The organism is Celeribacter baekdonensis (genome assembly GCF_900102315.1).
In the GTDB taxonomy this organism is placed as follows: Bacteria; Pseudomonadota; Alphaproteobacteria; order Rhodobacterales; family Rhodobacteraceae; genus Celeribacter; species Celeribacter baekdonensis.
In genome coordinates this window covers 33,730-45,998 of sequence record NZ_FNBL01000018.1, presented here as the reverse complement: position 1 = coordinate 45,998, position 12,269 = coordinate 33,730, and the positions used below count along the sequence as shown (strand labels likewise).

Below are 12,269 nucleotides of genomic sequence, written 5' to 3'. Positions count from 1 at the left end.
AATGGAGTCAACGACCGGAAACCGGCGGTAACGAAAGAGGCAGTATGAGCACCCGACTCCCCCGAGCGATGTCGCCGATGGCTGAAGACCTGCGCGAAAAAATTATTTCCGATCCGGATATGATTTTAGACGATCTGGACGTGATGCGCGCGCTCATCGCCGCCAATGAACGCACCTCGGGTGACAATATCGTGGATTTGCGCGGCATCGCCATGGAGCGGCTTGAGGATCGGCTGGATCGCTTAGAGGATACGCATCGCGGGGTGATTGCCGCCGCTTATGAAAACCTTGCCGGCACCAACCAAATCCACCGCGCCGTGTTGCGCCTGTTGGAACCTGCTGATTTCAAATCATTTCTCACCGCATTGTCGGGCGATGTCGCCAACACACTACGCGTCGATGCGGTGCGGCTTTTGTTGGAAACCAAGGTCGAAGACGCCGATCCCGCCGTCAAAAAACTGGGCAATGTGTTGATCACCGCCGAACCGGGGTTCATCGACACCTATGTCACCTTTGGCCGCAACATCCCCGTGCGGCCCGTCACCTTGCGGCAGGTCTCGCCCGAGGCGGACCTGATTTACGGCACCTCGGCGGGCTATATCCATTGCGAAGCCTTGATGAAACTCGACCTTGGTGCGGGCCGCCTGCCCGGCCTGTTGATTTTCGGCTCCGAAGACCCGCATATGTTCCGCCCGGCGCAGGGCACGGATTTGTTAAACTTTTTCTCGGGCGTATTCGAACGCATGATGCGCCGCTGGCTCGGATGAGTCTCGCACTCACAGACGGGATGCGGGAGACGCTCTCCGACTGGCTTGATCGCGAACGCGCGCTCAAAAATGCCTCTGAGCACACGATCACCGCCTATACCCATGACGTCACCGGCTGGCTTGCCTTTCTGGCCAATCATCTGGGCGGAGGGTTTGGTCCCACCCGTCTCAGCACACTGACATTGACCGATATGCGCGCGTGGATGGCACATGAACGCGGGCGCGGCGTCGCCCCTCGCTCGCTGGCCCGTGCGCTGTCTGCGGTGAAAACCTTCACCCGCTTTTTGGCCGAACGCGACGGGTTTGATGCCACCGCGATTCTGTCCACCCGCTCACCGAAATTCCAACGCAAACTGCCCCGCCCCTTGACCGTTGAGGCGGCGCAGTCGTTGCTCTCGACGGTCGAATTGCAATCAGATGAACCATGGATCACGGCGCGCGATGTGGCGGTGATGACTTTGCTTTACGGCTGTGGCTTGCGGATTTCCGAGGCGCTGTCGCTCACCGGCGCAGATGTGCCAATGGGCGAGGTGATCCGCATCATCGGGAAAGGCAACAAAGAACGGATTGTGCCGGTCTTGCCCATAGCGCGGCGTGCCGTTGCGGAATACATCCGAGTGTGCCCACACGAACTGGCGGCGAAAGCCCCCCTGTTTCGCGGCAAACGCGGCGGGCCACTCAATCCGCGTTTGATTTCAAAGGTCACCGAGGCCGCGCGGATGCAGCTTGGCCTGCCCTCAAGCGTGACACCCCACGCGATGCGCCATTCTTTTGCCACCCATTTGCTGAGCGCAGGCGGGGATTTACGGGCGATTCAGGAGCTTTTGGGCCATGCCTCCCTATCCACAACTCAGGCCTACACGGCTGTGGATACGGCGCGTCTGTTGCAAGTGTACGAGGCCGCCCATCCGCGCGCAAAAATCGACTTATCTTGAACCTCCTCCACCTTTTGTTCATCTTCCCTGCTTTAGACTGAGGGACAGTTCAGCCCAAGACTGTCACAGCGAAAAGGGGATGGTACATGACAGACAAAGTGTCGACGTTTTTCTCCCAAAGCCCCGACGGATCGTCCGCACCGCCTTTGACAAAGAGCGGCCCGGAGTTGCGCGAAGTGGCCGTGATCAGCCGCATCACCCAAGAGGATTTCTTGGCGCAACTGTCGCGGGCTTTGGCCGATTATGACAAGGACAGGGATGGGCTTTTGACCGAGGAAGAATGGCGCTGGGTTGAGGACGGGTTGAAAGACGCGGGATGACCGCCCTTAAATCCCCATCAAAGAGTGCACGGGCGAGCGCATTCTTGAACGACACCACCTTGGCACAACAAAAAGGGCACCCAATCGAGTGCCCTTTTAAACAATTTAGATCAACGCCTTAGGTTATCCCAGCGCCTCATCACAACGCGCACAAACACCCGCATGGCTGTGCGTGCCAACGTCAGGCAGGATTTTCCAGCAACGTTGACATTTCTCGCCCTCAGCCTTTTCAAACACAACCCCAACCCCCTCGACCTCACCAAGGCGGAACGCCTCAGACGGAGCAGCATCTTGGGTCAGCGTCAGCGCGGAGGTGATGCAAAGATCGGCAAAATCAATGGATTTGAGCGCGGCAAGTATGCCCGCATCCTCAACATGCACGGTGGGCGCCGCCTCCAAAGATGCCCCGATCATCTTGTCCTGACGTTGGATTTCCAAGGCGGCGGTGACGACACGGCGCGCTTTGCGGATGTCGGCCCATTTCGCCGCCAAATCGCCATCCAACCAGCCAGAAGTGGTTTCCGGGAAATCGACCATATGCACCGAACTGTCCGCGCCCGGGAAGCGTTCCAACCAGACCTCTTCCATGGTGAAGGTCAGGATCGGAGCGAGCCATGTGGTCAGGCGGTGATAGAGAATGTCCAACACGGTACGCGCAGCGCGGCGGCGCGCAGTGTCGCCATCGCAATAGAGCGCATCTTTGCGAATGTCGAAATAGAAGGCCGAGAGATCGACGGTGGCAAAGTTGAACACCGCGGTCCAAACACCGGAGAAATCAAACGTCCGATAGCCTTCGCGCACGGTCTGATCGAGCTGAGCCAAACGGTGCAACACCCAACGCTCAAGCTCGGGCATATCCGCCACATCGACACGATCCGCCTCGGTGAAATCATTCAGCGAGCCCAACATATACCGCATGGTGTTGCGCAAACGGCGGTAGCTGTCGGCCACACCTTTCAGGATTTCCGGCCCAATGCGTTGGTCCGCGGTGTAATCCGCCTGCGCCACCCAAAGGCGCAAAATATCGGCACCATATTGTTTGACGATGGTCTCGGGCACAATGGTATTACCCAAGGATTTGGACATTTTCATGCCCTTCTCATCCAAGGTAAACCCATGTGTTACAACGTTTTTATAGGGCGCACGGCCCTTGGTGCCACAGGCCTGCAACAAGGACGAATGGAACCACCCACGGTGTTGGTCAGTGCCCTCCATATAGACATCCGCGATGCCATCGGGCGTGCCGTCTTCGCGGTCGCGCAGCACAAACGCATGGGTTGAGCCAGAATCAAACCACACGTCCAACACGTCGAACACTTGGTCATAGGCGTCCGGGTCGGCGATGCCATCGAGCATCTTCTCCTTGAACCCATCCTCATACCAAACATCCGCGCCGTTTGCGTCGAACGCGGCTTTGATGCGGGCGTTCAGATCGGCGTTTTTCAACAAGAAATCGGGGTCGGTCGGCAGCGCATCTTTTTTGGTGAAACAGGTCAGCGGCACACCCCACGCGCGTTGACGCGAGAGCACCCAATCCGGGCGGCTTTCGATCATCGAATAGAGCCGGTTGCGGCCGCTTACAGGCGTCCATTTGACCAGTTCGTCGATGGAGCGCAGCGCACGTTCGCGGATGGTGTCGCCATATTCGCCCATGCCATCGTCGAGTTTGCGATCCACAGCGGCAAACCATTGCGGCGTATTGCGGAAAATGATCGGGGCTTTCGAGCGCCACGAATGCGGGTAAGAGTGGGTCACCCGCCCGCGCGCGATGATGCCACCCGCCTCAACGAGTTTCGCGATCACGGCCCCGTTGGCTTTGCCCTCTTTGCCCTTTTGATCGAACACGGTCAGCCCGGCGAAGAACGGCACATGCGGCAGGAACTCGGATTCTTCGCCCACGTTATGGGTCATCCGGTCGATCCAGTTGCGTTTGACGAAACAGTCGTAGTCGTCGGCACCGTGGCTCGGCGCGGTGTGGACAAAGCCCGTACCGGCATCCGCCGTGACATGATCACCGTCAATCATCGGGACGTCATAGTCCCAGAAGCCGTCCGCGCCTTCGATCCCCGCGAAAGGATGCGCCAAAGTCAGCCCGCCAAGCTCTTCGGAGGTGACATCGCGCACACGGGTGAACTCGGTCACACGGGATTTGCCCAACGCGTCCTCTGCCAAAGCATCGGCAAAGACATAAAGCTCGCCGGGGGCGGTCCAGCTTTCGTCCTCAGTGGCTTTCACCTCGTAGAGGCCGTAGTTGATTTTCGGGTTATAGGCGACGGCCTTGTTCGACGGGATGGTCCAAGGGGTCGTGGTCCAGATGACGACGCGGGCCGATAGCAAGTCCGTGTTCATGCACGCCCCTGTATTTGCAAATTCGTCAGCGGATCGAACAGCAAACGGCACCCAAATCGTATGCGACTTGTGATCGTGATACTCGATCTCAGCCTCCGCCAGCGCGGTTTTCTCCACCGGCGACCACATCACGGGCTTGGAGCCCTGATACAACGTGCCGTTCATCAAGAATTTCATGAACTCGTCGGCAATCACCGCCTCGGCATGGAAATTCATCGTCAAATAGGGATCGTCCCAGTTGCCATAAACGCCCAGGCGTTTGAATTCTTCGCGCTGGATGTTCACCCACTCGTCGGCAAAAGCGCGGCATTCCTGGCGGAAATCAATCACAGGCACGTCGTCTTTATTCTTGCCTTTTTGGCGGTATTTTTCCTCGATCTTCCATTCAATCGGCAGGCCGTGACAATCCCAACCCGGCACATAGCGCGCGTCAAAGCCCATCATTTGGTGCGAGCGCGTGATGATGTCTTTGATGGTTTTGTTCAACGCATGGCCGATGTGCAAATGACCGTTGGCATAGGGAGGGCCATCGTGCAGCACGAAAGAGGGGCGGCCCTCGGCTTTGCCCTTTTCACGCAGGCGTTGGTAGAGGCCCATCTCCTCCCAGCGCGCCAACCAATCGGGTTCGCGTTTGGGCAATCCCGCGCGCATCGGAAAGTCGGTTTTGGGCAGATTGAGCGTGTCTTTATACTCGGGCGTGGTCGTCTCGGAACACATATCGGAAGTCCTTGGGGAATGGCATGGATCATTGGGATCATTGGGGCGATCGAAGGGCGGCGCGGGTCACCATACGCCTTGTCCCGGCGGCTCAGTGGATCAGAGCGCCGGGCTGCTAATTCGAATAATCAGGGCAGCCATGAATGTCATATCCGCCTTATAGGCGGGGGGCGGCGCTTGGGCAAGCACACTTGCCTGCGCCTTTGCCGCATTGCAGCTCACTTAAAATCCGCGCAAGATCGGCGGGCTTATACTCAGAGGTTCAGATGTCCAACCGCACAGATGAAACACGCTCCGCCCTGCCCCCGAAATTCGACATCTCGCATGACGATATGGACCGCGTTTTGACCCGGTTTTACGCCAATGTGCGCCGCCACCCTGAACTGGGCGCGGTGTTTGGTGCTCATGTCAAAGACTGGCCTGCGCATGAGGAGAAAATCGGTCGGTTTTGGCGCAATGCGATCCTGCATGAACGGAAATATGACGGGTTTCCTCAACGGGTGCATTTGATGGCCCCGGAGGTAAAAGAACATCATTTCGCCCTGTGGCTCGGCCTGTTTGACGAGGCGCTCACCGCAGAGCTTGACACAGAAACAGCGGCGAAATGGTCAGAAATTGCCCACCGCATCGGCCGGGCGTTTCGTATGGGGATCGTGCAACGCGACCAAGCCAAAGACGCGCCACCGAAATTGTTCTAACCCTCTTTGTTGAACAACCCGGTCAAAGCGCGTTTGACCGTGCCGGAGACGGAGGGCTTGGTACCTTTGGTGAACGGCAGCGGGCGACAGACCTCAATCGCGGCAACGCCGACGCGGGCGGTCAGCGCGCCGTTGACCACGCCCTCGCCAAAGCGGCGCGAGACTTTCGACAAAACGCCGCCCCCCGCCATGGTGCCGATCAAATCATCGCCCACAGCCACGGCCCCGGTCGCAACCAAATGGGTCAAAACGGATTTCGTCACCCGCCAAGACCCCAAGGTGCCCGAGCGCCCGCCGTAAATCTCCGCGATCCGCCGGATCATCCGCAGGTTTGAGGTGAGCGCAGCGAAGACGTCCGCCAACGCGAGCGGCACAAGCGCCGTAACGGTCGCCACCTGGCGCGCGGCGACTTCGACCTCGCGGCGGGCGGCGGCGTCCAAAGGCGCAAGAAGTTCAACTTCCGCCAAGCCCAAAAGCCCATCCGCATCAAAGACTTCGCCTTTGCGTTCATTAAAACGATCTTTGCCCCAATTGATCTCGGGGCGGTGGGCATAAAGCGTTAAAAGCCGATCCGTGACCGCCTTGGCCGCCTGTAAATCATGACGGGTGGCCGCCTCTGCGGCGGCTTTGTGCAGCGTGTCGATGCGTTTGAGCCGGGCAAAGGCGGCCAGTTCTTTCAACGCGATCGCGGCCAAGACCGCCACAAACGCCCCGGTCAACGCCAAGGCGACATAGCCCAAAATTGCGTTGCGTTCGATCAGGCGCAGAATGAAATCATAGGCGGCGAATGAGATCACAAAGGTGAACAGTGCCGCGAACAACCGCCAAAACCACCGCGCCAAAGCCGAAGGCCGGCGCGTGGCCAAAACGGCCATCCGCTCCATCGCCGCCGGGCGCGCAAGCGGGGCAAGGTCCGGCACCGGATCGGCGGTGGACGGCGTGTGCGCGGGCGCATCGTCAATCTCGATCATGACCGGGCCTTTGCGCGAATGTGAGGCGGGGGCCTCTGTCATAACTTATCTCCAATCAAGAAATCAGCGGCGCGATCAAGCCGGATATGCGGCGGGCCTTCGCCGGGGCGCAGGGTCAGGCGCGCGGGTTGAAATCGCATGATTTCATATTCGCCATCCAACCAATTTTGCGCCCCTTGGCGCGCGGGGGCAAGAATATGGCTTGGGTCTTCGGGCAGTTCTCCGGGGTAAAACGCCGCCTGTTTTCCGCTTTCCGTCAGGCCGCGCACACAATCCAAAGGCTTGCCGTCGTGGGTGACGGTTTCCTCAACCGTGGCGCGCAATGCGGCAATGGACATGGCCATCGTGCCCGCCCCGGCATAATCTGCCCGGTCGCGGGCATCGCGCACCAGCGCCTCCATGATCGCGGTCAGGCGCGGGTGTTGCGCATGATGGATGTGGTCGGCCTTCGTGGCGGCAAACAGGATTCTACTGACCCGTTTTTGCCCCAAAAGCGACAGGATACGCCCAACACGACCGGGACGAAACGCGGCCAGAATATCCGCCAATGTCCGGCGCAGGTCTTCGACCGCTTTCGGGCCGGAATGGATCGCGCCCAACGCATCGACCAATACGATCTGACGATCAATTTTGGCGAAATGGTCGCGGAAAAACGGTTTCACCACCTCGCGTTTATAGGCCTCAAACCGACGCTCAAATTCCCGCGACATTGATCCGCGCGGGGCCTCGCCCATGGGCAGCGGCGCAAAGGTCAAAACCGGTGATCCGTCCAATTCACCGGGCAATAAAAACCGCCCCGGCGTGCAATCGGAATACCCCGCCGCCCGCGCCGCTTGCAGATAGGCGGTGAAACTTTGCGCCAGTTTTTTGGCCTCCGGTTCTGCATGTTTTGTGGTTGGGTCAAATGCCGCCAAGGCCTCGGCAAACCCCGCGCCCTCTGGACGCGCAGTGGCGGCGGTCAACGCCTCGGCGGACCACTCGGCAAAGCTCTTTTCCATCAGACCAAGATCCAAAAGCCACTCGCCGGGATAATCGACAATATCGAGATGCACGGTGCGTGGGCCAGACAGAGAGCCCAAAAGCCCAGCTGGGCGCACTTTGAACGACAGGCGCAGCTCGGAGATGGCGCGGGTGCTTTCGGGCCACTGCGGCACAGGCGCCGTGAGGGCGGCAAGATGGGTTTCATAGTCAAACCGCGGCACGGTGTCGTCGGGTTGCGGTTGCAAATAAGCGGCGGTGATTGCGGTGCCCGGACCAAATTGCGGCATCCGGCCCCGGTCCAAAAGATTGGCGACGAGCGAGGTGATGAACACGGTCTTGCCCGCCCGCGACAGGCCGGTGACGCCCAGCCGCACCACGGGCTCAAACAGCGCCTCATGAACGCCGTCCTGAACCGTTTCAACGCCCCGGAAAATCCGGTCTGCAATATCGTTCAGGATCAAATCCCGCCCCTTCTCATATGTTTATGGCATTAAGATAAGCATGAGCGGTCAGGGTTAAAAGGGAGAAAGGCTGGACGCCTTCCCCGTGCCGGGGTAAACGCGCGTTATGCCCAGATATGCCCTCTTGATCGAATACAACGGCGCGCCTTTTTCCGGCTGGCAGCGTCAAAAGGAACACCCCTCGGTTCAGCAGGCGGTGGAAGAGGCGTTGCGCAAATTGGAAGCCGACTGTCCGGGGATCGGCGCGGCGGGGCGCACGGATGCGGGGGTTCATGCCTCGGGTCAGGTCGCGCATTGCGATATGACGAAAGAATGGGACCCGTTTCGATTGTCAGAAGCACTCAATCATCACCTCAAACCCGCGCCTGTGGCGATTTTGCAAGCCGCACGGGTCGATGATGACTGGCATGCCCGGTTTTCGGCTCATGAGCGGCGCTATATGTTTCGGCTGATTTCCCGGCGCGCGCCCTTGGTGCATGAGGCGGGCAAGGCCTGGCACATCAACCATCCGCTCGACCGTGATCTGATGCAGGCGGGGGCGGATCGTCTGATTGGCCTGCATGATTTCACCACCTTTCGCTCGACCATGTGTCAGGCTGATAGCCCTGTGAAAACATTGGATGAATTTCGGGTCGAAGAGCATGTGATCCCCTATGGGACCGAGTATCGGTTTTACCTGCGGGCGCGCTCCTTTTTGCACAATCAAGTGCGGTCTTTTGTCGGGACATTGGAACGCGTTGGCGCGGGATCGTGGACGCCTGAGGATGTCACGACGGCGCTTGAGGCCCGTGACCGCGCCGCCTGTGGGCCGGTCTGTCCGCCACAGGGATTGTATCTGATGGGGGTCGGTTACGCGGATGATCCGTTTGCATCCTCCGCCACGCCCACCTAAGCGACGTCGAAAAGCCGCCCCAACCCTGCCCCATTTCGGCCCGATTCACCTGTCAGCACGTTTTTTGTCGTCTTGTCGTATGAAGGAGCCTTGTCATGGATATCACCGCCATCACCTTTGATCAGTTGGCTTTGGCTATTATGACCACGATCGCGATCCGCGAAGTGATGATCGTGGCATTGCCGGACCGGATTGCTGGGCCGGGTGGCTGGTTGATCGACACGCTCATCGGGGACCGCGTTTAAGGCAAAATATCCCCAAAACGGGTCGGAATTTACCGAAACCGTTTCGTTCGCCGCATTTTTAGGCGAATTTTCAACATCCCCACGCAAAGCGCTCCGTTTTTGTTCAGGAAACTGTCGCTTTGGCCTCTGCTGCATTGAACCTACGCAAGTGGTTTGATCTACCCCAAGGAAAGCAAACAGAGAAGGGGACGCCCATGGCCAAACCGTCTTCGCAATTCAGTACGCGCCTGTGCGGACTTATTGAACAAATCTATCCCGATCTCGATGCGAAAGCGTTGAGCCAACAGATCACTGCGGCCTTTTGGCCCGAAGGCTCCGGGTATCGCTCACGCGCCCGCGCGCCGGGACACAACCTGTGGAATGAGACCGACACATTGGTCATCACCTACGGCAACACATTGGTCGATGGACAACACAAACCATTGGATTTGTTGCGTGATTTCCTAAACCGCTATCTGCGCGGTGTGATCAAGGGCGTGCACATCCTGCCGTTTTTCCCCTTCACCTCTGACGATGGCTTTGCGGTCACCGACTACCGTTTGGTCAACAGTCAACTGGGCGATTGGACCGATATTCAGCGGATCGGCGAAGAATTTCGTTTGATGTCCGATCTGGTGCTCAACCATGTCTCCTCGCTCTCGACCTGGTTTTCAGAGTACCGTCAGGGCCACGCGCCCTATGACACGTTTTTCGTTGAGGCCTCGCCGGACGATGATCTCTCCGAGGTGGTGCGCCCGCGCACCTCGCCATTGCTGCGCGAAGTGATGACGGCGAATGGTCCCAAACATGTCTGGTGCACCTTCAGCCACGACCAGATCGACGTGGATTTCCACAATCCCGAGGTCTTGTTGGAATTTCTACGGATCATGCGGCTGCACATAGACAATGGGGTGCGGATCATTCGGTTGGACGCGGTGGCCTTTGTTTGGAAAGAGCTCGGCACCAATTGTATCCACCTGCCGCAAACCCACGCCATCGTGCGGTTGATGCGACTGCTGTGCGATTATGCCGAAGAGCGCGTGGTTTTGATGACAGAAACCAATGTGCCCAATGCGGAAAACCTGAGCTATTTCGGCAACCGCAACGAAGCGCATATGATCTATAACTTCTCGCTGCCGCCGCTGCTGTTGCATGCGCTGTTGTCGGGCAACTCATTACACCTCAACCAATGGCTGATGCGGATGCCGCCGGCGCAATTGGGCTGTGCCTATCTCAACTTCTCGGCGTCGCATGACGGGATCGGCGTGCGCGGGGCGGAGGGGCTTTTGTCCAATGACGAATTGGATCAGATGATCCAATGTGTGCGCGATGCGGGTGGCTTGGTGTCGATGCGGGCTTTGGCCGATGGATCGCAAAAGCCCTATGAGTTGAACATCACTTATTTCGATGCGCTTAAAGGCACGATTGAGGCGGGTGAGGACGGGCTTCAGGTGGCGCGGTTTATCTGTTCGCAGAGCATCGTGATGGCGCTTGAGGGTGTGCCAGCCTTTTACATTCATTCGCTTTTGGCGACCCATAATGACCACGCGGGCGTCGAGAAAACCGGGGTCAACCGGGCGATCAACCGCCACCGCTGGGATTACCCGGAGCTGCGCGCCCTGCTTGATGATCCCGAAAGCCTCAACGCCCAAGTTCTGGCCGCGCTCAAGGACCGGATCAGTATTCGCACCGCACAAAAGGCGTTTCACCCGAATGCGACACAGTTCACCATGCAGCTTGGCGATGCGTTCTTTGGCATCTGGCGGCAATCCCCGGCCCGCGATCAATCCATTTTCGCCATCAACAACCTGACCAGCCATGATGCCGAAATTCCGCATATTTCGATCAACCTGATCGAGGGCGAGGATTGGTATGATTTGCTTTCTGGCGAAAAGATTGACCTCTCCGTGCCAAATATCCGTTTTGCACCCTATCAAAGCCGTTGGATTTCCAACCTCAAGTGAGGGCGCAAGACAATGAACCAACAAAAGGCCGGACGCATCAGCGCCCGGCCTTTTCAAACACTCACGGTCCGCTGTGCGGTGTCAGTGACCTGTGCGGTTGAGAACCACAGCAAAGGTTTTCCATGTCAATTTCACGTCGGTCGCAAAGCTCAAATCGCGCTCATAGCCCTCATCAAAAGCAACGCGGTCGGCAAAAGTGGTTTCACCACGCCCCGACACTTGCCAAGGCCCAGAGAGACCCGGACGCATGTTAAAATAGGCTTTGCCTTTCGCCGAGGTATAGATCGACATTTGCGACGGCATGAACGGACGCGGACCGATCAGGCTCATATCCCCCCGGAACACGTTCAAAAGCTGTGGCAACTCATCCAGGCTTGTGGCGCGGATGATATGACCGATCCGGGTGATCCGGGGGTCATTGGTGAGCTTTTGAAAGGTGGTCCATTCTTCGGCCACGGCAGGGTCTTCGCGACACAGCCGCTCAAGCACCTCTTCAGCGTCCACACGCATGCTGCGCAGCTTGTAGCATTTAAACACTTTACCATTCATACCCACCCGCTTTTGCGTAAAAAACGCTGGGCCACCGTCGCGTTTGACCAAGAGAGCCAAAACCAAGACCACGGGCACAATGATCGGCGCCGCGATCAAAAGCAGCAGCATATCAAAGATGCGTTTGCCATATTTTCGATAGAATATTCTTGTGGGTTGCGCGGTCTCCTGAGAGATGTAGTGATCCGCTCTCGTCGCGGTGGCTGCGAGCACGGGTGAGCGCAGAGAACTGTTTGACGTATCCAACATAATATTTACGGACCCTTGAACGGCGAAACGCTCGCCGCCTCGAATCCCCCCAAATGGCTGACCATTTCTTCATACATTATTAAGGACGTCATTTCCGTGAAACTTGCTTAGAATTGTTTGGGACTCAAATTTATCCTTTAAAAACGAGCCTTTTCTGCACTTGCACAATAAGCTGCGCGTATTTTTCAAGCA

The 12,269-nt window shown here is 58.0% G+C and carries 11 protein-coding genes; 7 read left to right on the top strand and 4 right to left on the bottom strand.

Going from position 1 to position 12,269, the window contains the following annotated elements; genetic code table 11:
* Positions 1 to 44 precede the first annotated feature (44 nt).
* The 3 genes from BLT54_RS19980 to BLT54_RS19970 all read left to right on the top strand — a co-directional run bounded on the left by BLT54_RS19980 (position 45) and on the right by BLT54_RS19970 (position 2,022).
* Entirely contained in the window at positions 45 to 767 is a 723-nt protein-coding gene (locus tag BLT54_RS19980; protein WP_245708073.1) for a DUF484 family protein, read from the top strand.
* Positions 764 to 1,702, top strand: a complete 939-nt coding sequence (locus BLT54_RS19975) for a tyrosine recombinase XerC (RefSeq protein ID WP_074647168.1) — start codon at positions 764 to 766, stop codon at positions 1,700 to 1,702. The genes BLT54_RS19980 and BLT54_RS19975 overlap by 4 nt, the downstream gene beginning before the upstream one ends.
* A gap of 86 nt (positions 1,703 to 1,788) precedes the next feature.
* Positions 1,789 to 2,022 carry a hypothetical protein gene (locus tag BLT54_RS19970; protein WP_074647166.1) on the top strand — a complete coding sequence of 78 codons (234 nt, stop codon included), beginning with the start codon at positions 1,789 to 1,791 and terminating at the stop codon, positions 2,020 to 2,022.
* A gap of 123 nt (positions 2,023 to 2,145) precedes the next feature.
* Here the strand turns inward: BLT54_RS19970 and ileS are convergent, their stop codons facing one another.
* A complete protein-coding gene (gene ileS, locus BLT54_RS19965; protein WP_074647164.1) occupies positions 2,146 to 5,088 on the bottom strand; it encodes an isoleucine--tRNA ligase in 2,943 nt (980 codons plus the stop codon).
* Between the two features lie 266 nt (positions 5,089 to 5,354).
* Between ileS and BLT54_RS19960 the strand changes: the two genes are divergently transcribed.
* Positions 5,355 to 5,786 (top strand): group III truncated hemoglobin, encoded by a 432-nt coding sequence (locus BLT54_RS19960; protein WP_074647162.1) that lies wholly within the window; start codon positions 5,355 to 5,357, stop codon positions 5,784 to 5,786.
* On the opposite strand, the gene BLT54_RS19955 is transcribed toward BLT54_RS19960, so the two are convergent.
* Both BLT54_RS19955 and BLT54_RS19950 read right to left on the bottom strand, forming a co-directional pair.
* Positions 5,783 to 6,799 (bottom strand): YcjF family protein, encoded by a 1,017-nt coding sequence (locus tag BLT54_RS19955; protein ID WP_074647160.1) that lies wholly within the window; start codon positions 6,797 to 6,799, stop codon positions 5,783 to 5,785. The genes BLT54_RS19960 and BLT54_RS19955 overlap by 4 nt on opposite strands.
* Complete coding sequence (locus BLT54_RS19950; protein WP_074647157.1) at positions 6,796 to 8,199, bottom strand: YcjX family GTP-binding protein; 1,404 nt, start codon at positions 8,197 to 8,199, stop codon at positions 6,796 to 6,798. The genes BLT54_RS19955 and BLT54_RS19950 overlap by 4 nt, the downstream gene beginning before the upstream one ends.
* Positions 8,200 to 8,305: 106 nt before the next feature.
* On the opposite strand from BLT54_RS19950, the gene truA reads away from it, so the two are divergent.
* The 3 genes from truA to BLT54_RS19940 all read left to right on the top strand — a co-directional run bounded on the left by truA (position 8,306) and on the right by BLT54_RS19940 (position 11,279).
* Positions 8,306 to 9,091: a tRNA pseudouridine(38-40) synthase TruA gene (truA, locus tag BLT54_RS19945; RefSeq protein WP_074647154.1), complete on the top strand. Its 786-nt coding sequence runs from the start codon at positions 8,306 to 8,308 to the stop codon at positions 9,089 to 9,091.
* 95 nt (positions 9,092 to 9,186) lie between these two features.
* Complete coding sequence (locus BLT54_RS22690; RefSeq protein ID WP_176832932.1) at positions 9,187 to 9,336, top strand: hypothetical protein; 150 nt, start codon at positions 9,187 to 9,189, stop codon at positions 9,334 to 9,336.
* A gap of 194 nt (positions 9,337 to 9,530) precedes the next feature.
* Complete coding sequence (locus tag BLT54_RS19940; protein ID WP_074647152.1) at positions 9,531 to 11,279, top strand: sugar phosphorylase; 1,749 nt, start codon at positions 9,531 to 9,533, stop codon at positions 11,277 to 11,279.
* An 81-nt stretch (positions 11,280 to 11,360) separates the two neighbouring features.
* Here BLT54_RS19940 and BLT54_RS19935 read toward each other — a convergent pair whose 3' ends face one another.
* Positions 11,361 to 12,077, bottom strand: a complete 717-nt coding sequence (locus tag BLT54_RS19935; protein WP_074647150.1) for a sugar transferase — start codon at positions 12,075 to 12,077, stop codon at positions 11,361 to 11,363.
* Between the last annotated feature and the right edge of the window lie 192 nt (positions 12,078 to 12,269).

Coding starts and splice junctions, on each gene's coding strand:
- BLT54_RS19935 (WP_074647150.1), bottom strand. CDS start 12,077: ATGTTGGATACGTCAAACAGTTCTCTGCGCTCACCCGTGCTCGCAGCC.
- BLT54_RS19940 (WP_074647152.1), top strand. CDS start 9,531: ATGGCCAAACCGTCTTCGCAATTCAGTACGCGCCTGTGCGGACTTATT.
- BLT54_RS19955 (WP_074647160.1), bottom strand. CDS start 6,799: ATGACAGAGGCCCCCGCCTCACATTCGCGCAAAGGCCCGGTCATGATC.
- truA (WP_074647154.1), top strand. CDS start 8,306: ATGCCCAGATATGCCCTCTTGATCGAATACAACGGCGCGCCTTTTTCC.
- BLT54_RS19970 (WP_074647166.1), top strand. CDS start 1,789: ATGACAGACAAAGTGTCGACGTTTTTCTCCCAAAGCCCCGACGGATCG.
- BLT54_RS22690 (WP_176832932.1), top strand. CDS start 9,187: ATGGATATCACCGCCATCACCTTTGATCAGTTGGCTTTGGCTATTATG.
- ileS (WP_074647164.1), bottom strand. CDS start 5,088: ATGTGTTCCGAGACGACCACGCCCGAGTATAAAGACACGCTCAATCTG.
- BLT54_RS19960 (WP_074647162.1), top strand. CDS start 5,355: ATGTCCAACCGCACAGATGAAACACGCTCCGCCCTGCCCCCGAAATTC.
- BLT54_RS19980 (WP_245708073.1), top strand. CDS start 45: ATGAGCACCCGACTCCCCCGAGCGATGTCGCCGATGGCTGAAGACCTG.
- BLT54_RS19975 (WP_074647168.1), top strand. CDS start 764: ATGAGTCTCGCACTCACAGACGGGATGCGGGAGACGCTCTCCGACTGG.